Annotated in this window: 17 protein-coding genes; 9 read left to right on the top strand and 8 right to left on the bottom strand. The window is 41.9% G+C overall.

The window, feature by feature from the left end; all coding sequences use genetic code 11:
• Positions 1-86: 86 nt before the first annotated feature.
• Entirely contained in the window at positions 87-926 is an 840-nt protein-coding gene (locus CLI64_RS24620; protein WP_103139695.1) for a DUF4351 domain-containing protein, read from the top strand.
• A 69-nt stretch (positions 927-995) separates the two neighbouring features.
• On the opposite strand, the gene hpf is transcribed toward CLI64_RS24620, so the two are convergent.
• Positions 996-1,649, bottom strand: a complete 654-nt coding sequence (gene hpf, locus CLI64_RS24615; protein ID WP_103139694.1) for a ribosome hibernation-promoting factor, HPF/YfiA family — start codon at positions 1,647-1,649, stop codon at positions 996-998.
• A 745-nt stretch (positions 1,650-2,394) separates the two neighbouring features.
• Between hpf and lipB the strand changes: the two genes are divergently transcribed.
• Both lipB and CLI64_RS24605 read left to right on the top strand, forming a co-directional pair.
• Entirely contained in the window at positions 2,395-3,072 is a 678-nt protein-coding gene (gene lipB / locus CLI64_RS24610) for a lipoyl(octanoyl) transferase LipB (RefSeq protein ID WP_103139693.1), read from the top strand.
• 184 nt (positions 3,073-3,256) lie between these two features.
• Positions 3,257-3,457, top strand: a complete 201-nt coding sequence (locus CLI64_RS24605) for a hypothetical protein (protein WP_103140857.1) — start codon at positions 3,257-3,259, stop codon at positions 3,455-3,457.
• On the opposite strand, the gene CLI64_RS31700 is transcribed toward CLI64_RS24605, so the two are convergent.
• Positions 3,454-3,597: a hypothetical protein gene (locus tag CLI64_RS31700; protein ID WP_225977424.1), complete on the bottom strand. Its 144-nt coding sequence runs from the start codon at positions 3,595-3,597 to the stop codon at positions 3,454-3,456. The two genes, CLI64_RS24605 and CLI64_RS31700, sit on opposite strands and share 4 nt — an antisense overlap.
• 105 nt (positions 3,598-3,702) lie before the next feature.
• On the opposite strand from CLI64_RS31700, the gene CLI64_RS24600 reads away from it, so the two are divergent.
• On the top strand, positions 3,703-5,241 hold the full coding sequence (locus CLI64_RS24600) for an ABC transporter permease subunit (RefSeq protein WP_103139692.1): 1,539 nt from the start codon (positions 3,703-3,705) through the stop codon (positions 5,239-5,241).
• 6 nt (positions 5,242-5,247) lie between these two features.
• Here the strand turns inward: CLI64_RS24600 and CLI64_RS24595 are convergent, their stop codons facing one another.
• The gene (locus CLI64_RS24595; protein WP_103139691.1) at positions 5,248-6,075 is read right to left on the bottom strand and encodes a nucleotidyltransferase domain-containing protein; all 828 of its coding nucleotides are present in this window, start codon (positions 6,073-6,075) and stop codon (positions 5,248-5,250) included.
• Between the two features lie 355 nt (positions 6,076-6,430).
• Here CLI64_RS24595 and CLI64_RS24590 point away from each other — a divergent pair, with 355 nt between their 5' ends.
• The gene (locus tag CLI64_RS24590) at positions 6,431-11,629 is read left to right on the top strand and encodes a PAS domain S-box protein (protein ID WP_103139690.1); all 5,199 of its coding nucleotides are present in this window, start codon (positions 6,431-6,433) and stop codon (positions 11,627-11,629) included.
• A 191-nt stretch (positions 11,630-11,820) separates the two neighbouring features.
• On the opposite strand, the gene CLI64_RS24585 is transcribed toward CLI64_RS24590, so the two are convergent.
• Together CLI64_RS24585 and CLI64_RS24580 are read right to left on the bottom strand one after the other, a co-directional pair.
• Positions 11,821-16,119 carry an amino acid adenylation domain-containing protein gene (locus CLI64_RS24585; protein WP_103139689.1) on the bottom strand — a complete coding sequence of 1,433 codons (4,299 nt, stop codon included), beginning with the start codon at positions 16,117-16,119 and terminating at the stop codon, positions 11,821-11,823.
• Positions 16,120-16,682: 563 nt separating this feature from the next.
• Entirely contained in the window at positions 16,683-17,249 is a 567-nt protein-coding gene (locus tag CLI64_RS24580; protein WP_103139688.1) for a thermonuclease family protein, read from the bottom strand.
• Positions 17,250-17,420: 171 nt separating this feature from the next.
• Between CLI64_RS24580 and CLI64_RS24575 the strand changes: the two genes are divergently transcribed.
• Together CLI64_RS24575 and CLI64_RS24570 are read left to right on the top strand one after the other, a co-directional pair.
• Positions 17,421-18,647 carry an RNA-guided endonuclease TnpB family protein gene (locus CLI64_RS24575; protein ID WP_103139687.1) on the top strand — a complete coding sequence of 409 codons (1,227 nt, stop codon included), beginning with the start codon at positions 17,421-17,423 and terminating at the stop codon, positions 18,645-18,647.
• A 91-nt stretch (positions 18,648-18,738) separates the two neighbouring features.
• Positions 18,739-19,101, top strand: coding sequence for a metalloregulator ArsR/SmtB family transcription factor (locus CLI64_RS24570; protein ID WP_103139686.1), 363 nt, complete (start codon positions 18,739-18,741; stop codon positions 19,099-19,101).
• Positions 19,102-19,210: 109 nt separating this feature from the next.
• Here CLI64_RS24570 and psbA read toward each other — a convergent pair whose 3' ends face one another.
• Positions 19,211-20,293, bottom strand: coding sequence for a photosystem II q(b) protein (gene psbA / locus CLI64_RS24565; RefSeq protein WP_103140856.1), 1,083 nt, complete (start codon positions 20,291-20,293; stop codon positions 19,211-19,213).
• 379 nt (positions 20,294-20,672) lie between these two features.
• Here psbA and CLI64_RS24560 point away from each other — a divergent pair, with 379 nt between their 5' ends.
• Positions 20,673-21,752 (top strand): nitronate monooxygenase family protein, encoded by a 1,080-nt coding sequence (locus CLI64_RS24560; protein ID WP_103139685.1) that lies wholly within the window; start codon positions 20,673-20,675, stop codon positions 21,750-21,752.
• On the opposite strand, the gene CLI64_RS24555 is transcribed toward CLI64_RS24560, so the two are convergent.
• Both CLI64_RS24555 and petC read right to left on the bottom strand, forming a co-directional pair.
• Positions 21,706-22,713, bottom strand: coding sequence for an NAD(P)/FAD-dependent oxidoreductase (locus CLI64_RS24555; RefSeq protein WP_103139684.1), 1,008 nt, complete (start codon positions 22,711-22,713; stop codon positions 21,706-21,708). The two genes, CLI64_RS24560 and CLI64_RS24555, sit on opposite strands and share 47 nt — an antisense overlap.
• Before the next feature lie 42 nt (positions 22,714-22,755).
• Positions 22,756-23,292, bottom strand: coding sequence for a cytochrome b6-f complex iron-sulfur subunit (gene petC / locus CLI64_RS24550; RefSeq protein WP_103139683.1), 537 nt, complete (start codon positions 23,290-23,292; stop codon positions 22,756-22,758).
• A 245-nt stretch (positions 23,293-23,537) separates the two neighbouring features.
• Between petC and CLI64_RS24545 the strand changes: the two genes are divergently transcribed.
• Positions 23,538-24,827, top strand: a complete 1,290-nt coding sequence (locus CLI64_RS24545; RefSeq protein ID WP_103139682.1) for an NAD(P)/FAD-dependent oxidoreductase — start codon at positions 23,538-23,540, stop codon at positions 24,825-24,827.
• The last annotated feature ends 17 nt before the right edge of the window (positions 24,828-24,844 follow it).

Here is a 24,844-nt window from a genome sequence, read left to right as displayed (position 1 = left end):
CCTCTAATAAAAATTTTCATCTTTATTACTTGCTTGAACTAGTTTGTTTCTTCAGTTGTTTTAATTACTAAGTCTTAATTTTCTCAATGTCATTTGATAACCTGTGCAAGCTACTCTCTGAAAAAAATCCTGATATTTTTGCTAGTTGGGTTTTAGGTACACCACAAACTGCTGTTACAGTTCTCAAAACCGAATTAAGTATCGAACCCATACGCGCAGATTACGTTACATTCCTACAACTCCAAGAACGCATTCTGCACCTGGAGTTTCAAACTAAACTAGAATCTACGCCACCTCTACCCCTGCGAATGCTTGATTACTGGGTGCGCTTGTATCGATTGTATCGTTTACCAATTACACAGGTTGTAGTGTTATTACTTCCACCTGCACCTGATCAAGTAATTGAAACCGTGTTTCATGTCGAAAATACGCGTCATGAATATCGTGTAATTCGGATGTGGGAGGAAAATCCCCAATTATTTCTTGATGAACCAGCTTTGCTACCATTAGCACCACTAGCTGCAACTACTCAACCGCAAACTTTATTACAACAAGTTGTACAGCGAGTAAATCAACTTGAACCAGAAGAAAAATCTCAAGTCTCCGCCTACACTCAAATTTTAGCGGGGTTAAAATACAAAAAGGACTTGATTCAACAGTTATTTCGGGAGGGTATGATGCGCGAATCAGTGATTTATCAAGATATTCTTTCCGAAGGTGAAAAAATCGGAGAACAACGAGGAGAACAACGAGAACGATCGCTTATTTTGAGGCTCTTAACTCGTCGTGTGGGAGAATTACCGCAGTCAATGCGAGAACGGGTAGAAACTCTCTCTTTAGAACAAGTAGAACATCTAGGAGAAGCTTTGTTAGATTTTCAGGCGATCGCGGATTTAGAAACTTGGTTAAATACAATAGCGTCCTAAAAAAGCTAAGAATCTCCCGACTATTGGCAAAATCAACTTCGCATCACTGGATAGTCGGGAGATATCTAGTTATCTACTGTGAGATTTTTCTGGCATCACCATATTAACTGCCACCTTACCATTTTTACCGTTGGTATGATGGGTATGGCCGTTATTGTTTCGGGGTTGAATTACGCCATAACCGCCATGATTGCGTTCATAAATGACGTTAATCTCACCAGTTTCTGCGTTGCGGAACATATAAAAATCATGTCCCACTAATTGTAACTGCTCTAAGGCTTCTGCAACCGTCATCGGTGGCATGGAAAAATATTTGGTACGAACAACTTCTTGGGGGAGTTCGGGAGTGCGATCGCCGATTAAATCTGCAACGACCGGTTGTGGTACAACTACTTCATTAGTGGGTTGAGCTTGAGTTTTCTTGTCTTGTTTTCTTTCTTTATATTTTCGCAGTTGTCTGGCAATTTTATCTGCAACTAAATCAATGCTAGCGTACAAGTTTTCGCTGCTTTCCTCGGCGCGGATGACACTACCATTTGCATATATAGTGACTTCAGCCGCTTGTTTAGGGTTAATTCGGGGATTGCGAGCTACGCTAAGGTGGACATCCACTTCGTTGGTGATGTTCTGGAAGTGACTAACTGCTTTTTCAATTTTTTGATGCACATATTCTCGAATCGCATCGGTAATTTCAATATTTTTGCCGTGGATGACAAGCTTCATGTAAACTCTCCCGCTCGATAGCTCAATATTTAATGTGATGTCGTCTTAGTATGAAAAGAGATTGCGGTAAGTTATGTCACTGCACCAACACCTATTGAGGAATATTAAAACGTACTGCAAGTACGACATAGTGTAAAAAAGCACTAAGTCAAAGTAGGAGAAAACCCCAAAATCGGCTTTCTTGATTTCACCTTGCACCCTTTTACCTTTGCCTTTGTGTACTAGTCTGTTTACTCCCATTTTTTGCATCTATATAGTTATTCTCATGTATACTCTTGACTCTGCTCCTTGATTTGCTGCGATTCGCTTGCCCCAAATTAGGCGATCGCTCTAACTGATTGCTAGACAATTAGGTTCATCGCCTTTTTTCTCAATTAAGGTAGCCTCATTCATGGCTGTTTTGACTAACTGACGCATCAAAACAAACTTTACATAACCCATAGTAGTTACTTTTTGTTTGTTAAAGGAGATTTGTTTGCTTTTTTGTGAGAGTATACAAGTCCTTCAGATGTAAAAAGATATGAAATTCATCAGCCAGTACATTCGTTCCTCTTCTCTTGGCGTGATGCTTGTTGTAGGAATTCCTCCCAACACCTTTGTGTTTATATATTCAAACTAGCACTTTGTTTTTCCCAAAGATGATTCCCTTGATGTTCCTTTAAAATCCTTTGCATAGCTTGACAATTGTTGAATATATTCCTAGAACTTGCAATATATTTAGTTGTTAATACAGTTGATATTCGGTATGAGCCGTAGTAATGAGTCAGCACAAGTAAAAGATTGTTTGCTATACAATCAAGGACTGATACCTTATCAAAAAGCCCATGAATGGCAAAGATCGCTCGTAACTGAGAGGATTCATCACCCTGATTTGGAAGATGTATTAATTTTGCTAGAACATCCCCCTGTCTACACCTTGGGACAAGGTAGCAACGCAGAATTCCTCAAATTTGACGTAAATCAGCAGTTATTTGAGGTCTACAGAACGGAACGTGGCGGGGAAGTGACATATCACTGTCCCGGACAATTAGTGGGATATCCGATTTTAAATCTGCACCGTTATCGTAAAGATTTACATTGGTACCTGCGACAATTAGAGGAAGTAATCATTCGCGTCCTTGCAGTTTACGATTTAGCAGGCGATCGCATTCCGCCTTTGACTGGTGTATGGTTAGAAGGGCGTAAGGTGGCAGCAATTGGAATTAAAGTCAGTCGTTGGATTACCATGCACGGTTTTGCTTTAAACGTGTGTCCTGATATGACAGGCTTTAGCCGCATTGTTCCCTGTGGTATCGCAGATAAACCAGTTGGTAGTTTAGCCGAATGGATTCCTGGAATTACTTGCGATGAAGTACGCCCTCATGTCACCCAAGCTTTTACGGAAGTATTTGGTGTCAAATTTATAGAGGCAATTGTGAAATAATTGTGCTGTTTTCAGTATATTTAGATGTAAATATGTAATGGGTGCAATTTACTTTTGATGAGAAATATCAAGTAATAAAAAGCAAATGTCTGTATATTTGAGATTTTAATTGAGCAAGTTAGAATGTGAATTGTCTAGCACTCCCGAAGCTAAATTTTTGTATCAGTTGACGCAAATTGCACCTGTGACATATCCAAACACTCCACAGACTTACGCCCCGGTGTTTACGTCTCTTAGAGAAAGAGACTGGAAAGTTCTCACAGAACTTTTTGACAGACACGATAGCGAAGAAATTGAAGCTGACATCAACACCAATTTGTTGTTCATGATTCCTGAACCATGTTGGGAAGACGATCCCTTTGACTTCTTGCGGGAATATCTTTAAAAGTGGTGAGTGGTGAGTGCTGGGTGCTGAGTTTTGTGAGTAGTAAGTGGCGCGACGTTTAGCCGATACTGACTTCCGACAACACCAATTTCCTTAAACCTAGCAAGGTTGTCACCCATCCAAATTAAGCATACACTCATTACTCATTACTTATTACTTATTACTCACCACTCATTACTCATCACTCAGCACCGGCTAAACGCCGCGCTACCGCTAACATCACTCACTCAGGGGGTAAGCATCACATGGCTAGATTCAGTTTTAGGCGTTGGCTGTGTTGGTGTCTAGTTGTGTGTGTGAGTTGTGTTTTACTCTCTGGCTGTAGCATTAATTCGAGTGTTAGTAAAACTTTGCGAGTCGCGACGGAACCAGCGTTTCCACCCTTTGAGTTTCAAGGACAAGGTGGAGAATTGCAGGGTTTTTCCATTGATTTAATGAATGCAGTTGCCTCATCTGCTAACTTGCAAGTAAAATTTCAAAGTCTGCCATTTGATGGCATTATCCCAGCCTTGCAAGCCAAAACCGTAGATGCAGCCATCAGTTCTATTACTATCACCGCCGAACGCGCCAAAGCTGTAGCTTTCTCTCGTCCCTATTTTAAAGCCGGATTGGCGATCGCCATTCGAGAAAATAATCCCAATATTACAGGTTTTGATAGTCTCAACAATAAAAAAATTGCCGTCCAAATTGGGACAACCGGCGCAGAGAAAGCCAAAAGTATCCCAGGTGCAGAAATTCGCAGTTTTGACTCTGCACCTCTAGCCTTACAAGAATTACTGAATGGTAATGTAGATGCAGTTATTAATGATGCACCAGTAACTTTATATGCTATTAATACAGGCAATCTCAAAGGTATTAAGGTTGTAGAACAATTACTTACAGAGGAATATTACGGTATCGCCACAGCCCAAAATTCACCGAATTTATCACTCATTAATAACGGAATAGATATAGTTTTAAAAAACGGTACTTATAATCAAATTTATCAAAAATGGTTTAACTCTACTCCGCCACAATTACCAGATAAATCACCATTTGCTAACCAAAATACCACAGGTAAAGGGGGCATATTTGCTTCAATTGGGTTAATTTTGCAAGCTTTACCAACTCTATTACAAGGTGCATTAATCACCCTACAACTTACAATTATTTCTGTTGTGTTGGGTTTAATTGCTGGTTCATTAATCGGTATTGTGCGCCTTTCTAAAATTACTCCTGTGCGTTGGTTAGCGAGAGCTTATGTTGACTTTTTTCGGGGTACGCCTTTACTCGTGCAAATTTTTATGATTTATTTTGGCATCCCGGCCATTGCTCAAGAACTGAATTTTACTTTCACATTTGATCGTTTAGTAGCTGGGGTAATTGCCTTAAGTTTAAATTGTGCAGCTTATATTGCTGAAATTGTTCGTGCAGGTATTCAATCAATTGAACCAGGACAAGCAGAAGCAGCTAAATCATTAGGCTTAAATCCTATCTTAACAATGCGTTTGGTAATTTTCCCCCAAGCTTTTCGGCGTATGTTACCAGCTTTAGGAAATGAATTTATTAGTTTATTAAAAGATACTTGCTTAGTCGCAGTCATTGGATTTGAAGAATTATTTCGCAAAGGACAATTGATTGTCGCTGCCAACTATCGTCCGTTTGAAATTTATGCAGCAGTCGCCATAGTTTATCTATGTTTAACGCTGTTATCTTCTCAAGCTTTTAGTCGCTTAGAAACTTGGATGAATCCAAATAAATACAGCCAAATTCAGCAAAGCAAAGCCTCTAATTTAGACAAGTAATAATGGCTAATTAACACTATCAAAATTATCAATAATCTTTTGCAGATATTGAGTAGAGGCAAATTCCGCGTTTGCTCGCACAATTAAATCCGGTAAATTTAAGGCATCACGCAACTGACGATAAAAGTGAATAGTATTTTGTAGTGCTTGAGCAATTTCATATCGATCATGTTTAGCGGCAATAGTCTGACAAAAATCCCTAAGTCGGAGTGGAATTTCTTTCTCCAGATTTCTTACCCCACGAGGTAATCTTCCAGCCTCGACTTTTGCCAACGGTGCTAAAACTTGCCCTCGGAGAAATGCTAAAAAATCAAGGGCTTCAAACAGTTCGCCTCTACCTAATTTAGCGGCGCAGTAATGTATCCATACCCAAAATCGGTCTTCAATCCATTGCAAATCAACAGGTGGATAGTGACATGGATGATTGGCAACAGCTAGGGTTAGTAAATTTTCTTTTTCCCACAAAACTGCCGGATTTTCTACTCTGTCTGTGAAAAATTCTTGTAAACGCAAAAATTTAAAATCAACGTGTAACAAAGGATGATCATAAAGACAAATTAATAATCTGGGTTCCCCGACGTGTTCACCAGTAAAAGCTGCTAGTAATGAACTAAACTGACTAGCAAAAATTTCACGTTCTTGCAAGATATTGTGATAATAAACATCATCGATCACAATTATTAAATCGAGATCAGAATACTCATCCATTTCTCCACTTAAATATGAACCTGCGATCGCCACACCTAATAAGCGTTCATCAGTCTGTAATTTATTGAGCATTTTTTCTAAAAAAGAACGGTGTGGTTCAGGAATTGGCATATGATTTTTTATCATTACTTAAACTCTCTTAATTCACCAACTTCTAAAATAACTGAAAATAACTAGCTTTGATATCACTCTATTTTCATGCAATAATTAGCATCCACCAATATTCAGCATAATATAGCAGTCCTAAATTATTCGTGATAAACAAGATACCCGACTTTTCATAGAAGTCGGATATCTGGGGAGTAGGTGTCGCTGAATTTTTCATCTAAGAAAGCATCACGAACTGCATAAACTAACTTTGAAGGGAGCGAAAAATCCTCAACTTTTCTGGAAATAAAAACCTCAGTCTCAAGAAAGATTCTTGTGAGGACGTAATTCCTATTTAATATGAATTACCGTGTATGCCTACGGGGAAATCTAAATGAAGCGAGACTCTACAGGTAAGTTTGTTAGCAATTGGGAATTGGAAAACAAACAACGGGTTAGCGTATCCCTTACCAATACAGCGTGGCGATCGCTTGATGAGGAAGCACAAAAGCAAGGGATTTCGCGTTCGGAGTTGATTGAATACTTTGCCCGCAGTCTAGGAAATGAGCCATATCCCGATTGCCAGGAAATGAGGGCAATTGCTGAAAACGCTTTTGTACAAGAACGGATTGCTACCTTAGAGCGTCAAAAACGGGAATTAGAAGCTTTACTAGAAAATGCCCCGGATGCGATCGCCCGTTTCGATTCGCAAATTCGTTATCTGTATGTTAACCGCATGGGCGAGCAAGCCTTGGGATATTCGCGGGATGCTCTTTTGGGTAAATCCATGTCGGAATTTATGTCAGACCCCATATACCTATTTTGGGAAGAGCATTTACGCCAAGTGTTTGCTACTGCTCAAGAACAGGAAATTGAATTTGAATTTACCACCCCGTTTGGTACAAGGTTTTATCAGGCTCGGTTAGTACCGGAATTAGATGCCCAGGGAACACCCATTTCCGTGATTGTCATTAGTCGGGACATGACCGACACAAGAGTTACCCAGCAACAACACGCCCAATTCATCGCCGCCCAAGAAGTTGAAAGCCGAGTGACAAATATCCTCGAAAGCATTACAGATGCGTTTGTTGCTTTTGATCACAATTGGCACTACACCTATGTGAATCAAGCAGCCGCTAAAATTTTATGCAGAACACCAAAAGAATTGATTGGTAAACACGTTTGGCAGGAGGTGTTTCCTGAACTTGTGGGTGGTGTAGCATATGAAGCACTACATCGAGCAGTCGCCCAACAAGTTGCTGTGTCATGGGAAGAATTTGGTGAACCTTCAGGCTATTGGTTAGAGGTCAACGCCTATCCGTCGGCTGAGGGTGTGGCAGTGTATTTTCGTGATGTTACACAACGCAAACAAGCCGAAGCCGAACGGGAACGGTTGCTTGCTGAGTTGGAGATGGAACATAGCCGATTTGCAGCTGTTTTAGAGCAATTGCCAACGGGTGTGCTGATTGCTGATGCGGCAACTGATAAATTAGTTCTGGCCAATGAACAAGCCAAACAAATTGTTGGGTATGGCTATGAAGAGTATATGGAACTAGAAGACTACGTACCCATTACCCCATTTGTAGCCTTTCGTCCAGATGGAGAGATGTACGCACCTTATGATTATCCATTAGCGCGATCGCTCAAAACAGGTGAGGTTGTCTCTAACGAAGAAATGCGGCTAGAAGCTGATGGTAGCCAAACTGTGATTAGCGTCAATTCGGCACCGATTCTCAATAGCCAAAATCAAATTGTCGCAGCTGTGGCTGTGTTTCAAGATATCACCGAGCGCAAGCGCATCGAAACAGCTCTGAGACAGCAAACCGAAGCATTAGAAAATCAACAAAAATGGCTAGAAACTGTGTTGGATTTGATGCCCACACCAACTGTATTTATTGAACCAGTCACAGCCAAAGTCACCTTCTCTAATCGCATTGCCAACGAACTAGCAGGGGGCGATTTACCGAAAAACAAATCCCTGGATGAATATCCCGATGCTTACTACTGCACCGATACCAATGGCGATCGCATCCCTACAGAAAGAATGCCTGCGGTGTTATTAGCACAAGGAGAAAAGCTACAAAACTATCAAATGAATTGGCATACACCAGGTGGTATTCGCTCAACGCTTGTCTGGGGAGAAACCTTACCAGCTATGTATGGACATCCCGCTATTTGTATTGGGATGTTTCAAGATGTAACGCGACTCAAGCAGATTGAAGAAAACCTGCGACAGACAGAAGAACGCTTACAGCTTGCCCTCTCCTCAGCCCAGATAGTTGCCTGGGACATGGATTTAATGACAAATCATGTGGTGTGTTCTCCCAATGCCCTGGCAATTTGGGGAATGGAAGTTGGCACAGCAGAGGAATTTTTTGCTGTGATTCATCCAGATGATCAACTGCAAGTCTTGCAAGCTGCTCAAAGGGCAGCTGCCGGAGACACCTTTTATCAGCAGGAGTACCGGGTAATTGCGAGCGATGGAGTGCGCTGGCTAAGTAGTCAAGGCAGAGTCTATCTAGATGCAGCTGGGCGGGGAGTTCGCATGGTTGGTGTTTCTGTTGATATCACAGAGCGGAAACAACTGCTCGAACAACTGCAACAAAAAGAAAGACAACAGGAATTTTTAATTCAATTAAACGATGCCATTCGCGCTATTTCAGACTCGCAGGAAATTATGTGGCAGGTGGTGCGTGCCACAGGGCAGTATTTCCAAGTTACGCGTTGTACCTATGGCGAAATTGATCCCACTCAAGAATATGTCATTGTCGATCGCGACTACTGTAATGGTGTGAACAGCATAGTTGGTTCTCACCACATGGATGCTTTTGGCCGGGAAATCATTGCAGAACTCAAACAAGGCAAAACAATTGTTGTGGATGATGTGGATGTTGATCCCCGGACTAGGGGAGCAGGTGCAGCTGCTTTTAGGGCAATTGAAACTAAATCTCTTTTATGTGTGCCGTTAGTGAAACAAGGAAAGTTTGTAGCTTTATTTGTGCTACACCACAATGCTGTGCGTCAGTGGACAGAGGTGGAAGTGGCACTGATGGAGCAAATTGCCGAACAAACTTGGTTAGCAGTGGAGCGATCGCGTGCTGAGGAGGCATTGCGAGAAAATGAGGCGCACCTGCAACTCGCGCTGAAAGTCGGACGCATGGGGACATGGGACTGGGACATACAAACTGGTGTCATATCCTGGTCAGCAGGACACTTCATAGTGTTCGGTCTCCAGCCCTATGAGTGTCAACCCACTTATGAACTTTGGGCAAGTCGGGTACATCCAGATGATTTAGCACAAACCAATGCTAAACTCCTACAAGCCAAGCAGACAAAACAAGAGTACCATCATGAATATCGCCTGCTTTGGCCAGATGGCTCGATTCATTGGGTAGAGGTTAGAGGACAGTTTACCTACGATTTGAAAGGGAAACCGAAAAATTCTATTGGTGCTGTTGTTGACATCACCGAACGCAAGCAAGCTGAACAAGAACGGGAACAATTGCTAGAACGTGAACGCATTGCCCGCAAGCAAGTAGAAACTGCACAACGTCAACTAGCAACCATTTTTGAAACCTCCCCAGTGGGAATGGCTTTATTAGATAACAAACAGCGATTTATTGCTATTAATGAAGCATTAGCTCAAATCAACGGACTCACTCGTGAACAACATTTAGGACATTCAGTTCCTGAACTTTTTGGTCAATCCGACCCTGGAATAGTGGCAGTCTTTGAGGAAATTTACAATACGGGCAATCGCTTTATCTCATCTGGTTTGGCGATCAATCCTCCTGGTCGCAGCGATCGCTCCCCTGGTTACTACAATGTTTACTATCTGCCAACAACCAACTCCAACGATGAAGTAGAAGACGTTTTAGCATATGTGGTAGATGTAACGGAGCAAGCTAGGTTAGAGCGTAACCAACACTTTTTGGCAGAGGCTAGCGCGGTTTTGGCATCTTCCCTTGATTACCAAACTACCCTAGAGCGAGTCGCACAACTAGCAGTACCAGAGTTAGCCGATTGGTGTACAGTCCACATAGTTAGAGAAGATGGTTCTATTGAGCAGATTGCAGTCGCTCATGTGGAGCCTGACAAACTGGAATGGGCTAACCAAATCAGGCAAAAATATCCCTTGAACTTGCATGAGCCTAGGGGTGCGGCGTGGACATTACGCACCGGTAAATCAGATTTATTAGCAGATATTCCCGATGAGTTACTAGTACAAGTAGCCCGTGATCCGGAACATCTAGCAACTTTGCGCTCCGTGGGATTTACATCTTTCATGACAGTGCCATTAAGAACTCAAGAGAGAATTCTGGGGGTAATTTCTTTTATTTCGGCAGAGTCAGGAAAACGCTATGACCAAAGCAGTTTACAATTAGCCGAGGAACTCGCCCGACGGGCTTCCTTAGCGATTGAGAATGCTCAATTGTACCGCCTAGCCCAAAGCGATCGCGCCAAAGCAGAAGCGGCTAATAGAATTAAAGATGAATTTCTCGCTGTCTTGTCCCACGAATTGCGATCGCCCCTAAATCCGATTTTAGGGTGGACAAGACTGTTGCGAAATAAGCGGCTCAATCCCACAAAAGCCGAGCAAGCCTTAGAAACAATCGAACGTAATGCCAATTTGCAAGCACAGTTGATTGAGGATTTATTGGATGTATCCCGCATCCTCCAAGGAAAAATCTCGTTAAACGTGGCATCGGTAAATTTAGCTTGCACCATTGAAGCTGCTCTAGAAACAGTAAAACTAGCGGCAGAAGCCAAGAGTATTCAAATTCAGACCATACTCAACCCCGTCACTGGAACAGTCTCCGGCGATCCCAACCGCTTACAACAGGTGTTCTGGAATTTGCTATCTAACGCCGTGAAATTTACTCCTTTGGGAGGGAAAGTAGAAGTGCAACTAGAACAGGTAGGGATGTATGCTCAAATTCAAGTGAAAGACACAGGTGTCGGCATTACCCCAGAGTTTTTACCCTATGTATTTGAATACTTTCGTCAACAGGACGGCGCAACCACTAGAAAATTCGGTGGCTTGGGATTAGGACTGGCTATCGTCCGTCATTTAACAGAACTGCATGGCGGTACAGTTCAGGCCGATAGTCCAGGACAGAATTTAGGGGCAACATTCACAGTCAGATTGCCGTTAAACTTTGTTCAGCAGGAGCTATCTTCAAATCATAGTCATATGAAAAATCCGTTCAGCCTCGGAGGTATGCACATATTAGTTGTAGATGACGATTCAGATATGTGCGAGTTGGCAGAATTCATTCTCACACAAGCTGGTGCAAAAGTTACCACAGCAGCTTCAGCATTACAGGCGTTGACCTGCTTAAATCAAGCTGTGCCTGATTTATTACTGTCTGACATCGGTATGCCAGAAATGGATGGCTATGCTCTAATGCGGCAAATTAGACAATACTCACCCCAACAAGGAGGAACTATACCAGCGATCGCACTTTCCGCTTATGCCGGAGAAATCAACCAACAACAAGCTCTGCAAGCCGGATTTCAAAAGCATATATCTAAACCCATCGATCCTGACGAGTTAGTTAGGGCGATCGCAACATTAATTGAGACAGTATAGCAGAGGGCAGTTTTCAAGGACATCCATAAGAATCTGAGCAAATATTGTAGATGCAGCCTACTTCATTTAATGGACTTCCAGAAAATAAACTATCCAATTTATTTTCTCCAAAACAACTGTCTTTCCCACTGCTCCCTGCCCCCTGCCCCCTTGCCATAAACGTGATGGTATATCTTTTTAATTGGAAGTCCCTAACGCTGATGTTCCAGCTCTCGATAATTTTCGTTTTGAAGTATCCACTGCAGCTGTTGCAAGTTTACTGATTCTACTTGATGATCTGCTTGTACTTTATCTAAGCAACTTCTCAATTTTTCACCTAGAATCTGCACACTTGGTTCTCCCAACATACCTAAATGTGTGCCAGGGACTTCGTGAATTTCTACCCCTTGTCTAGCTATTTCACCCCAACCTCTACAGGGTTTAAACTGACACCATCTCAGGATTTCTTTGGTAGTAAATAAAGTTACTTTACCAGCGTAGGGTTTAGGTACATAATCTGCCATTGTGGCTTGTTTGAGAGCTTCTATTAATGCCATGTTGTAGGGATTGGCATCTTCGGTAAAAGAATGTTCATTCCACAAGTCAAATTTGCTACTCGTTTTACCAGTTAACATGGATTGAAACCAATCTATTTTTGCTAAAACATAGTTCCATCTATCTACAGATGGCAGTCGTAATAGGGTGAGCAAGTAGACATACAGTGTCCGCAAAAGCGAGGGATTATTGATATATAGACTGGGGCTATAGGTATCAAACATTGCCAGTAATTCGATGCGATCGCCTGATGCTACTAACTGACGCGCCATTTCATAAGCAACTGTCCCACCACTGGAAAAACCAGCCAATAGATAAGGGCCTTGGGGTTGAACGCTGCGAATTTCTTGGATGTAGTCACAGGCCATATCCTCAACTCTGGTGTGAGGTGCTTGTTTACCATCAAGTCCTCGTGCTTGCAGTCCATACACTGGTTGTTCTGTACCGAGATGACGCACTAAATTTTGATAACCAATCACATTACCGCCAAGGGCATGAACTAAGAATAGAGGGCGTTTCGTATTGTTACCTGGTTGAATAGTTACCAAGGAAGACCAAGACACTGAGATATTTGATGCGCTGAGAATACTAGCTAATTGCTCAATTGTCGGTGATTGCAATAGGGTAGCCAGGGGCAGTTTTTGACCAAATTTCTTTTCAATTTGAGTAAATAATTTGACTGCCAGCAGGGAATTTCCGCCTAAATCAAAGAAGTTATCACTGATGCCAATTGACTCAATACCTAAAACCTCTGACCAAATTCGCCCTAACTCGATTTCTATAGCATTTCTCGGCGCGACAAAGGCTTTTTCTAATTCTGGTCGGCTGTGGTCTGGGATGGGTAAAGCGCGGCGGTCTACTTTACCATTAGGAGTGAGTGGAATTTGAGCGATCGCAATAAAAGCCGATGGAATCATATATTCTGGCAGCTTTGTTTGCAAAAATCGCCGCAATTCGTTCATTGTGGTCGCAGAATCGCCATTTATGACTACATACGCCACCAATCGCTTATTTCCTGGCTCATCTTCCCTCGCTATCACTACAGTTTCCTGTACACAGTCGTGTTGTGTTAGTACACTCTCAATTTCGCCCAACTCGATACGGAAACCGCGAATTTTCACTTGATGGTCAATCCGACCCAGGAATTCAATATTACCATCGCTGAAATAACGGGCTAAATCTCCAGTTTTATATAGTTTGGAATTGCCAAAGGGACTGGGAATAAATTTTTGGGCTGTGAGTTCCGGTTGATTTAAATAGCCAGAGGCTAAACATTCTCCACCAATATATAACTCCCCGGTCACACCAATGGGGCAGGGATTGAGGTAATCATCCAGAATGTAATATTGGGCATTTTGGATGGGTTTACCATAGGGAATACTCTTCCAATGGGGTTCGACTTTGCCGATAGGATAATAATTTGACCAAACAGTAGCTTCTGTTGCTCCCCCTAAACTAATTACTTCCACACCTGGGAAGGTGGTTTTAAGTAAATCTGGCAAGGTGACAGGTATCCAATCACCACTCATGAATACTAGACGCAATTGGGGGAGGTAATTATTTTCCTGCACCTTGGGGAAAAATTGGGCTAGTTGTTGCAGTGCAGGCGGCGCAGAATCCCAGAATGTAATCGGCTCATGGCAGAGAATATGCAGTAAAGCTTCTGGATCTCGCACATCATGACTAGAAACAACTCGAATTGAACCACCTGCGGCTAACAGTCCAAAAATGTCATAAACTGACAAGTCAAAGCATAAAGAAGTGATAAATAACACTCTATCTTGAGCATTCACATTGAATGTTTTGTTCACCCATTCAATCAGGTTAATTACTGGTTGATGACGAACTACAACCCCCTTTGGTGTACCTGTAGAACCGGAGGTGAAAATCACGTAGGCGATATCATCAGAACTGGCAGATGTTGGTAAATTTTCGGTTGGGAGTAAGTCTAAATCAGAACGATGCCAAATTGAGGGTTTAGGGGTATGAGGGTGTAGGGGTGTAGGGGAAAAGATTTCTTGGTGATTCTCTGGTTTTTTGCCTACTGTACTATATAACGCTGTGTGCGAGTTTCTCTCAGACCTAACCCCCAACCCCTTCCCTACAAGGGAAGGGGAGTAAGAATCAAAGGCTCTCTCTGTTTCGGGGAGAGGTTCTAAGAATAAGTTGCACATCGCGTTATGTACAGATTTATCTAAACAGATTAAATGTTGTAGCGCGTTTAGTTCTAATTCCTGAATATTAGCTAACAGGCTAGTTTGGGTGACTAGACAGTTAATCTGCAAAGAAGACAGCAGTAATTGAATGCGTGCTTTGGGAAAACTCGGTTCTAGGGGAACATATGCACCACCAGCTTTTAAAATCCCTAAAACAGCCGGAATCATTTCTAGCGATCGCTCTAAATATACAGCAACTAATACCCCTGGTTTGACTCCTAGTTGTTGCAGGTGATGAGCTAACTGATTGGCTCTACAGTTCAGCTCTTGATAGGTGAGTTGTTCTGCTCCACAAACTACGGCGATAGCGTCTGGTGTCTTTTCTACTTGCGCCTCGAACAGTTGATGGATACAAAGTTGATCTGCAAAATCTGCTTGTGTATGATTCCACTCCACCAAGATTTGGTGTGTTTCTGCTGTCGTCAATAGTGGTAGTTGTCCTAAATTCTGGCTATAATCAGTCGCCATACTCGCCAATATCGTCTGAAGATGTCCCAACATCCGACAAATTTTGGCATCATCGAATTTTTGACGGTCATATTTGAGTTTCAATAACAATTCTGACTCTCCATAGCCAACCAATGTCAGAGGAAAGTTAGTTTGTTCTTCGAGTCGGAATTCTAAGTTTTCCCATCTCTGGCCTTGAGAGCGCAAAGCCGAATTCAATTCATAGTTTTCAAATACTACAATGCTGTCAAATAAGGAAGTTCCACCAGGGACATCGCTCCATCGTTGAATGTTAACGAGGGGAGTATGTTCATACTCTCGCAAAGTTACCCACTGCGATCGCAATTCTTGGAGCCAATTGACAAGGGGTTTTTCCCCAGATACCTTGACACGCACCGGCAAAGTATTAATCAACAGTCCCACCATCGACTCTGCACCAGCTACAGAGGAGTGACGACAGGCTCTTGTCGCACCAAAAACAATGTCAGACTCGCCGCTATAACGACTCAGCAATAAAGCCCAAGCACCTTGCACTAGGGTATTGAGTGTCAATTGATGTTGTTTGGCAAAAGCCTGCAACATTTTTGTAGTTGTTTGTGAAATTCGGATTGTTTGTTCACCAAAACCGCTTTCCTCACGAGGGTTTGAATCTACTAATAAAGGTGTGGGTGCGGTAAAACCTTTGAGTAAATTTCGCCAAAAGCCTTCATTCTTAGACCAATCTTGTTGCTGTAACCATGCAATGTGGTCTTGATAGGGACGAGGTAAAGGAAGTTGTAAATCTTTTCCTTGAGAGAAAGCATCATAAAAAGCAAACAATTCTTTAATGATGATGTACAAAGAACGACCATCTAATAAAGCATGGTGAAATGTCCACACAAATTGATAGCAAGATGCTCCCAAGCGAAATAATGCTAGACGCATCAATGGCGCGACATTTAACTCAAAACCCTCTTGGCGATCGCTTTGCAGATAAGCTTGCAATTTAGTGGATTGTTCTGTGTCAGATAAGCTACTCCAATCATATTGTTTTAAGGGAATGGTTACTGCTTGATGGACAACTTGCAGAGGTTCTCGTCCGTTTTCCCAATCAAAACTACTTCTTAAAACTGCGTGTCTTGCTAAAACTGTTTGCCATGCTTTTTGGAATACGTCAATCTCAATTTTTTCTTTAACTAAACAGACCACCTGCTCAATATCCACTCCCGATTCTTGAGCAAGCAGACTGTTAAACAGCATTCCTTGTTGAATAGATGAAAGTTGATAGGAATTGTTTAAGTTGACTAAGTTCATTTTTTTACTCTAGCTATTCAGTAGGGAAAAATAGTTGTTAAAAACTTTAATGTCAGTCTGAAAATTAGATGATTTAAATGCACCGCCATATATAGTAATAATTCAATGATTACAATCATTTATCTAAATTACTACTAAATGAATAACCAATTAAATGAAGCAAAAACTGGCAAATTCAAAAGCTATCACTAGAATTTACCAGCTAATATTTCTCATTCTGTGTAAAGTTAATAAAGAATCATCTAATTCTTAAAAAGAAAATATAAAGACAAATCCCATTATTCAGCAATTACGAATAATGGGATTTATCATTTAGGTAAGTTGTTTTATAATTATTCCAGTAATTAGATAAAATCCACTACACAGATATTACATAAATAACGAAGTATCAATTTTTAAAAGACTTATTCTTATGATTAATTAAATACCTACTGCTTGGTATACAGTAACCTTTTAGATACTTCCAGAAAATACATTATTTTTTAGTTAGGCGATATTTTTTCTGGATCTCCCCTGCCCCCTTGCCTATACACTGAGATGATATTGTTTAAATTGGAAGTCTCTTACTTTCTCTTACTCACACTGCGATACTGCCAAGGATCTGTAAAATCAGTATCACCCCAAATCCCAATTCTTTGCTGCTGGGCTTGAGCTTCTGCTTGCTGCACTAAATCTTTACTGGGACACTTATTTAAATAGGGACGGTAAACCTTAGCCAATCCTTCTTTTAATAAAACTTCCTGAACAAAAACACCATCGCTTAACCGGACTTCAGCTACTTTGCGTCCATAACGATCGCTATCTGTAATTGTCAGGTTAACGCGATCGCCACTTTGTTTGACTAACTCTGCTAATCTAGCCTGTGCTTTCACGCCCCAATTAAATTGATTGCGATCGCTAGCTTTTTTACTAGCTTGCTCTTTGCGAGAATGGGGTATTTCTGGCGCATCCATACAAGCGAAGCGCACCGTAAATTTATTACCCTGAGCATCTTTAACTACCAAAGTATCACCATCACTGACGCGCTCCACTAAGTCCCCAGAAGCACCAAAGAAGCGAGTACAACCAGCCACACCGGTCATAATTAAGGTACTCAGTAAAATTAGTAAACTTTTGTGTAATTTAGTCATGTGTTACGATTTATTGCTCAATAGGTTATCTTTCCCTATTGACTGGGTTATGAGTCTTGATGCGTAAAACCCCCGTCATTTATGAGGGGAATATAAGAGGATAGGACAAATTTATTTGTTCATCTTATGTTAGTCGTGTTAACATAAATATGTGGTTAATTGGTCGATGCCATGATTGTTTACGAGTTTAAAGTCAAAGGGAAAAAAGCGCAATATCAGGCAATAGACGAAGCAATTCGTACTAGCCAATTCATTCAAAACAAGTGCTTACGCTACTGGAGAGATAACAAAAAAGTGGGGAGATACGACCTCAATAAATACTGCGCGGTATTAGCTGCTGAATTCCCCTTTGCTGATGAATTAAACTCAATGGCTAGACAATCTGCTGCTGAACGTTGTTGGTCTGCGATAGCTAGGTTTTACGACAACTGCAAGAAGAAGGTTAAAGGTAAAAAGGGGTTTCCTAAGTTTAAGAAAAACTGTCGTTCAGTTGAATATAAATCATCTGGATGGAAACTTTCAGAAACTCGTAAATCTATCACCTTTTCAGACAAGAAAGGTATAGGCACTCTTAAACTAAAAGGGACTTACGACCTAAACTATTACGATATCCAGCAAATCAAGCGCGTTCGCCTAGTACGTCGTGCTGATGGCTATTATGCTCAATTTGCAATTGATATTAATGTCAAAGTAGAAAGCCAACCTACAAATCAAGTAGTTGGTATCGACTTGGGATTGAAATACTTCATTGCAGATAACAAAGGTAATATTGAACCTTCACCCCAGTTCTACCGTCAGTCAGAAAAACAGTTAAACCGTGCCAACCGCAAAAAGTCTCAGAAGTTCAGCAAAGAGAAGAACAAAGCTCGCGTCAGACAATCGAACAATTACCACAAAGCTAGAAATAGATATGCTCGTAAGCATTTAAAAGTAAGTAGGCAGCGAAAAGAGTATTGCAAGAGATTAGCATACTCCGTCATCCAATCTAACGATTTGGTAGCCTATGAAGATTTAAACGTGAAGGGTTTGGTACGTAATCGACATCTAGCTAAATCAATTTCTGATGCTGGTTGGTATGCCTTTAGGCAATGGTTAGAATATTTTGGTCATAAATATGGGAAAGTAACTATTGCAGTTCCTCCCCACAACACCAGCCAAAATTGTTCTAATTGTGGCGAAAAAGTGAATAAATCTCTGTCTACAAGGACTCATGTCTGTCCCCATTGTGGATATGTGGAAGACAGAGATATCAATGCAGCAATCAATATTTTGAGGCGAGGACTCAGTACGGTAGGGCATACCGGAACTTACGCTACAGGAGATTTGCCCTCTTGGGCGGTTGGCGCAAGCCTGCTGTCTAACGGCGAGTCTGTGAATGTAGAATCTTCGCACTTTTAGGGCGGAGAGTGTCAATTAATTTTAGAAAGTGTCAAAATTGGGTGTTTAATTTTGAATTAGGAATAAAGCACAGTGACTATTGCATCTGCCTATGCCAAGAACTAAGCTGTCTCAAGGTGATTCAGATACATTTGCGGCGGTTGCTGACTATTTTAAAATGCTATCGGAAGCAAGTCGGCTGCAAATTTTGGCTTGTCTGAAATCAGGCCCAATGAATGTGATGGAACTTACGGAAGCAACAGGTTTGGGACAAGCCAATCTATCGAAGCACCTGAAAGTCTTAACCCAGGCGGGAATTGTCACTCGTCAGCCTAAAGGTACTAGTGCTTTCTATGAGATTGCTGATCCGATGATTTTTGACCTTTGTGAATTAGCTTGCGATCGCATTAGTGAAAGAATCCTTCAACAAGCCGAAAGTATCAGAGCCTTGCAAAACACAAAGACTATTTTTTAAAACAATAGGGAACGGGGAACGGGGAACAGGGAACAGTAGAAAAAATTGGGCTAATAAAAAAGCACCCTAAATTTAGGGTGCAAATGTAAGAGCAGTAAAAACAGAGCAATTAGCTAGCAATAGCAGGAGCAGCCAAGGCTATGGGTTGAGCTTCGCCAGAGGCTAAATCTAGGGGGAAGTTGTGAGCATTACGCTCGTGCATCACTTCAATTCCTAAATTTGCTCTATTTAATAAATCTGCCCAGGTGTCAATTGTTCGTCCTTGGTGATCCAAAATTGAGTTATTAAAGTTGAATCCATTCAAGTTAAATGACATGGTGCTGACACCCAAAGCCGCAAACCAAATACCCACCACAGGCCAAGCAGCTAGGAAAAAGTGTAAAGAACGTGAATTATTAAAGCTGGCATATTGGAAGATTAACCGCCCAAAGTAACCATGTGCCGCTACGATGTTGTAAGTTTCTTCTTCTTGACCAAACTTATAACCAATATTGGCTGATTCTACTTCTGAGGTTTCCCGCACGAGGGTAGAAGTTACCAGAGAACCGTGCATTGCCGAGAACAAAGCCCCACCAAATACTCCCGCCACACCAATCATATGGAATGGGTGCATGAGAATATTGTGTTCCGGTGAAAACACAATCATAAAATTGAATGTACCGGAAATGCCCAACATCATGCCATCGGAAAAACTACCTTGTCCAATGGGGTAAATCAATAAAACCGCAGTTGCAGCCGCCACAGGTGCAGAAAAAGCCACAGGAATCCAAGGACGCATTCCTAAACGATAGCTTAATTCCCATTGCCGACCCATATAAGCATAGATAGCCAACAGGAAGTGCAACACAATCATTTGATAGGGGCCGCCATTGTATAGCCACTCATCCAAAGAAGCGGCTTCCCAGATGGGGTACAAGTGCAAACCAATCGCCGCCGAAGTGGGAACTACAGTAGCAGTGATGATGTTATTTCCATACAGCAGTGAACCAGAAACAGGCTCACGGATACCATCTACATCTACAGGTGGTGCAGCAATAAACGCCAAAATAAACACAATTGCCGCAGTTAAAGCCGTGGGAATTAGGATTACGCCAAACCAGCCGATATACATCCGGTTTTCTGTACTGGTGATCCAATTACAGAATCTATCCCATAAATTAGAGCGATCGCGCTCTTTGAGAAGAGTTGTCATATTGGTAATGAGTGCGAATAAATTTGTGAAATCTTCAGCGACAAAGAAATACAACCAATTCATAACTACGCACCCGCTTCAGCCGAGGGGTACGAGAAAGCCAGCGTATACGTAATTTCAAAAAGTCTGATGCAGTCTGAAGTTTTCAGACTAAGCGTCTATAGTCTTTTCGCGGAATAGGTGTATTCAGTTGCATACTAATTATATAACTATATAGCAATTTAATTGTCAAGTAGTAAATTCAAAGTAAAACTGCAAGGGGTAAGAAGAAAAACTTTAGAACCATGCCCAATGCCCCATCCCCCATGCCCAAGAAAATACACACCGAGATGATAAAATTACTTATCAGTTATTTAGTTAATAAATGAGCAAATTCGTCATGCACTCAAGCCTTCACCCTTTGCAGATTGGTAAACATATTGCACGTTATCCCATCATGCAAGCTGCAATGGCGGTGCGGGTATCTGGTGCAAAATTGGCTGGAGCAGTTGCCAATGCTGGCGGGGTGGGGATGATTGCTACCCTGGGGATTGGCTTGGATTCACCGTATTTTAATCCCCGTCAAAAGAGTAGTTTTTTTACAGCCAATCGCCTGGCGTTAATTGATGAATTAGCCAAAGCTAGGAGTATTAGCCCCGATGGTGTGATTGGTGTCAATATCTTAGTGGGTACTAAAGATTACCCAGAATTAGCAAAAACCGCAGCTGCCGAGGGTGCAAATCTGATTGTGACAGGGGGTGCAGTAGCTTTAAATTTACCAGAGTACACTGCCGATTATCCTGATGTGGCTTTAGTGCCGACTGTCGCCAATGCAGACTCAGCCCAATATCTTTGTCAGACTTGGAAAAATCGATATAATCGTCTACCCGATGCCTTGATTCTAGAAAATTGCCAGAAGGTGGGGGGACACTTTACCCAATGTGAACAAATTAACGTTCCAGGGTTTTCTATTGGTTGGGTGATTTCCCAGGTGCGGGAATATTTAACTGAGACAATGGGGGTGAGAATACCGTTAATTGTAACGGGGGGAATTAGCGATCGCGCCGATATTGATCAAATCTTAGCAATGGGAGCAGACGGCGTACAAATGGGTACACGCTTCATCACCACCATTGAATGTGATGCCCATCAAAATTATAAAGAACGTCATTTGCAAGCCAACCCAGAAGATATAGTCACCGTACCCAGTCCTGTCGGTAAACCCAGCCGGGCTTTACGTAACCCCTTCGCAGAACAGATTATGGCAGATTCAGCCCAACAGAGGCGATGTATTGCCAACTGTTTAGAAATCTGTCTATTTCGAGACAAAGGTAAAACCTATTGTCTACTAAATGCCCTAGCGCAAGCTGCCTGTGGCGACATAGAAAATGGTTTAATCTTTTCTGGTGCAAACGTGAGTCAGAATCAGCGCATCATGTCTGTGTCAGAGCTGATGGCAGATTTGACAGCCAAGGTTTAGCACCAACAGCACGGCGAATTTCTCGCCAAATCTGCGTTGCAGCCAATGCACCATCACCCGCCGCAATCACCACTTGATTTAAACCCACCTTTAAATCTCCAATCGCGAAAATGCGCGGGTGAGAAGTCCGTCCCATCTGATCTGTGATTAAATATCCCCCTTTGCGTTCTAAATTAAATCCTTCCAGATAGGTGTTGTGATAGTGAGAACCCATCGCAATTAGACCAGTTTCCAACTCAACCACCGTACCATCAACCAATTCCACCCCTGTCATGTGATGATTTTTACCCAGAAATTGCTTAATAGGAGTTTCCACCAAACGATAACCATACTGCTGTAATTTAGAACGTAATTCCCCACTTACAGAAAATAAACCGTGGGTAAAAACAGTAATGTAGGGCGTAAACCAACTGAGACTAAATACCATTTCCTCAATACTGGTTTCACTCCCCGCAAATAACCCGCATTGCTTATCAGCCATTTCATAGCCATCGCACACCATACAAACGTGCAAATTATAGCCAGCGTATTCAAACACATTCTGCATATTTTCCAACGGCGGGAGATGGTCAATAATTCCACTAGCCGCAATCAAATATTTAGAACGTAACACAGAGTAAATACTATTTTGACGACCAACTTTCACCCGCACCGCAAAAGTATCACCCTCATCCACCACCTCCTCAACATAAGCATTCAAAAAATCCCCATCCAGAGAGTCGTAATGCTTCTTACCCTGTTGCAACAACACACGCCCAGGAGTATCAGGAGGTAAACCCAAATAATTATGTAACTCCTGCATCCAAAAAGAACGAGCCTTACCTTTGTCAATAATTAGACTAGAAAGCAAATACCTTTGCAAGTAAATACCCGCAGACAATCCCCCAGCACCACCGCCTACAATAATTGCATCATAAACATGATCCGAACGTTCCAAAACATTACTTTTTGATAATTGCATACCCTTTTCCTTCTAAAAAACTCTCCGCGCCCCTTTGCGTTTCTAAACCCACCAAGCCTTTTCACCAGTCCGAGGATCTATTTCCGTCCAAGGCGAAATCCAAATGTAATTATCCTTAACTTGGACATGAACCAACTTCAGAGGACGGTTAGCAGGCCCCCGTTCCACCGCACCTTGAGCATCATAGCGTGAACCATGACAAGGACACTGGAACTGTTGATCAACGGAATTCCAAGGGAAAGTACAACCCAAATGGGTACAGTTATTTACAATACCCACATTATCAAGAGTGCCATCTTCCCTAACGGTTAAATAAGTAGGTTCACCTGCTAGTCCGGCGATTAAAGCCCTTGTTCTTGTTGGTTCAGCTAAAATTTGGCTAGCTGGAATAGGATGACCAAGCTGGTCTTTAGCAAGGATACTACCATCAGCATCAGTGGTTTCTGCTGGCGGCACAAAAAACTTAGTCCCAGGATATAAAGCAGCACTAGCCGTAGCTGCAACAATAGCCCCAGTGAAGAAATTCAGAAGTTGCCGCCTAGAGAGGGAAGGATTAGGCAAACTTAAGCTATCATCCATAATTTTTTACCCTTTATTAATATTTATTTATTATACTACTATATAGTTATATAAATTATAGAGATCAACATCCACTTCAAAGCTTAAGGAAAAGTAATACATGAGTTCTGCTGAACAACAAATGATAAAAATAGAAAATAATCTATGATAACCAAAACAGAGTATGAAGAATTACAGAGCGATCGCATGAAAAACTCCCTTCTCTCTTCCCTAGACACCTAATCAATATTTGGAGATTTCCTGCAATGGCTCACATTGTCATCATCGGCGCAGGATTGGGAGGTTTACCCACTGCTTATGAATTAAGACACATCCTCCCCAAACAACATCAAGTTACCGTCATTTCTGAAACCCCTAATTTCACCTTTATTCCTTCATTACCTTGGGTCGCAATGGGCTTAAGTTCTTTGGAGTCCATCCAGGTAAGCTTAGAAACCAGGTTGCGACACCGAGGAATTAACTGGGTACAAGGACGAGTAGACAAGTTAAATCCGCAAGACCAGAAAATCTCCTTGGGAGAACAAAACATTGCCTACGATTACTTGATTATTGCCACAGGTGCAGAACTCGCATTAGATGCCGTACTAGGTTTAGGCCCTGATGGCTATACCCAATCAGTATGTAATCCTCATCATGCCCTCAAAGCTTTACAGGCGTGGCAAAAATTTCTCCTTGCGCCGGGGCCATTAGTAGTGGGGGCGTTACCAAAAACCAGCTGTCTAGGCCCTGCCTACGAATTTACCCTACTGGCAGACTACGTTCTCAGGCAAAAAGGATTACGGGAGCAGGTATCAATTACTTTTGTCACACCAGAACCCTATGCGGGACATTTGGGTATTGGGGGAATGGCGAATTCTGCCGAATTAGTGAAAAAATTCATGGCGCAACGGGATGTAGAAGTGATTGAAAATGCAACAGTAACGACAATTGAGCCAAATCAGATTCATTTAGGAAATGGTAGAGTCTTGCCATTTGCCTACTCAATGTTACTACCACCCTTTCGGGGAGCGCGTTTTATCCGCCAAGTCCCAGGATTAGGCAATCAAGACGGCTTTATTCCTGTATTACCGACATACAGACATCCTGAATATTCCTCAATTTACGCCATAGGAGTTGCAGTCCAAATCAAGCCGCCAGAAGCAACGCCTATTCCCTTGGGAGTACCCAAAACTGGACAGATGACAGAAGCAATGGGAATGGCTGTGGCACATAATATTGCCATTGCACTGGGAGTAAATTCTGCACCGTTGGTGACTCCTACACTTGATGCCATATGCTTTGCTGACTTTGGTGATTCAGGAATTTTATTTCTGGCTAATCCAGTGTTACCGGATGTGGAAACAGGTAAACGTCGGCGGGCTGTGGCGTTGAGTGGTGTTTGGGTAAGTTGGGCTAAAGCTGCGTTTGAGAGGTATTTTCTAGCTAAAATGCGGCTTGGGACGGCTGTACCTTGGTTTGAAAAACTAATGTTGAAATTATTGGGATTATCTTTAGTTGCTCCTCTTCCCATCCCAAATAATGGAGAAAGTAACTAAAGATTTAATTTAATTTG

The organism is Nostoc sp. CENA543, from assembly GCF_002896875.1.
GTDB lineage: Bacteria > Cyanobacteriota > Cyanobacteriia > Cyanobacteriales > Nostocaceae > Trichormus.
This window is presented reverse-complemented; position numbering and strand designations above follow the sequence as displayed.

What these genes read in the sequence shown, in the direction of transcription:
- CLI64_RS24620 (WP_103139695.1), top strand. Translation starts at nt 87, where the DNA reads ATGTCATTTGATAACCTGTGCAAGCTACTCTCTGAAAAAAATCCTGAT.
- hpf (WP_103139694.1), bottom strand. Translation starts at nt 1,649, where the DNA reads ATGAAGCTTGTCATCCACGGCAAAAATATTGAAATTACCGATGCGATT.
- lipB (WP_103139693.1), top strand. Translation starts at nt 2,395, where the DNA reads ATGAGCCGTAGTAATGAGTCAGCACAAGTAAAAGATTGTTTGCTATAC.
- CLI64_RS31700 (WP_225977424.1), bottom strand. Translation starts at nt 3,597, where the DNA reads ATGAGTGTATGCTTAATTTGGATGGGTGACAACCTTGCTAGGTTTAAG.
- CLI64_RS24600 (WP_103139692.1), top strand. Translation starts at nt 3,703, where the DNA reads ATGGCTAGATTCAGTTTTAGGCGTTGGCTGTGTTGGTGTCTAGTTGTG.
- CLI64_RS24595 (WP_103139691.1), bottom strand. Translation starts at nt 6,075, where the DNA reads ATGATAAAAAATCATATGCCAATTCCTGAACCACACCGTTCTTTTTTA.
- CLI64_RS24590 (WP_103139690.1), top strand. Translation starts at nt 6,431, where the DNA reads ATGAAGCGAGACTCTACAGGTAAGTTTGTTAGCAATTGGGAATTGGAA.
- CLI64_RS24585 (WP_103139689.1), bottom strand. Translation starts at nt 16,119, where the DNA reads ATGAACTTAGTCAACTTAAACAATTCCTATCAACTTTCATCTATTCAA.
- CLI64_RS24580 (WP_103139688.1), bottom strand. Translation starts at nt 17,249, where the DNA reads ATGACTAAATTACACAAAAGTTTACTAATTTTACTGAGTACCTTAATT.
- CLI64_RS24575 (WP_103139687.1), top strand. Translation starts at nt 17,421, where the DNA reads ATGATTGTTTACGAGTTTAAAGTCAAAGGGAAAAAAGCGCAATATCAG.
- CLI64_RS24570 (WP_103139686.1), top strand. Translation starts at nt 18,739, where the DNA reads ATGCCAAGAACTAAGCTGTCTCAAGGTGATTCAGATACATTTGCGGCG.
- psbA (WP_103140856.1), bottom strand. Translation starts at nt 20,293, where the DNA reads ATGACAACTCTTCTCAAAGAGCGCGATCGCTCTAATTTATGGGATAGA.
- CLI64_RS24560 (WP_103139685.1), top strand. Translation starts at nt 20,673, where the DNA reads ATGCACTCAAGCCTTCACCCTTTGCAGATTGGTAAACATATTGCACGT.
- CLI64_RS24555 (WP_103139684.1), bottom strand. Translation starts at nt 22,713, where the DNA reads ATGCAATTATCAAAAAGTAATGTTTTGGAACGTTCGGATCATGTTTAT.
- petC (WP_103139683.1), bottom strand. Translation starts at nt 23,292, where the DNA reads ATGGATGATAGCTTAAGTTTGCCTAATCCTTCCCTCTCTAGGCGGCAA.
- CLI64_RS24545 (WP_103139682.1), top strand. Translation starts at nt 23,538, where the DNA reads ATGGCTCACATTGTCATCATCGGCGCAGGATTGGGAGGTTTACCCACT.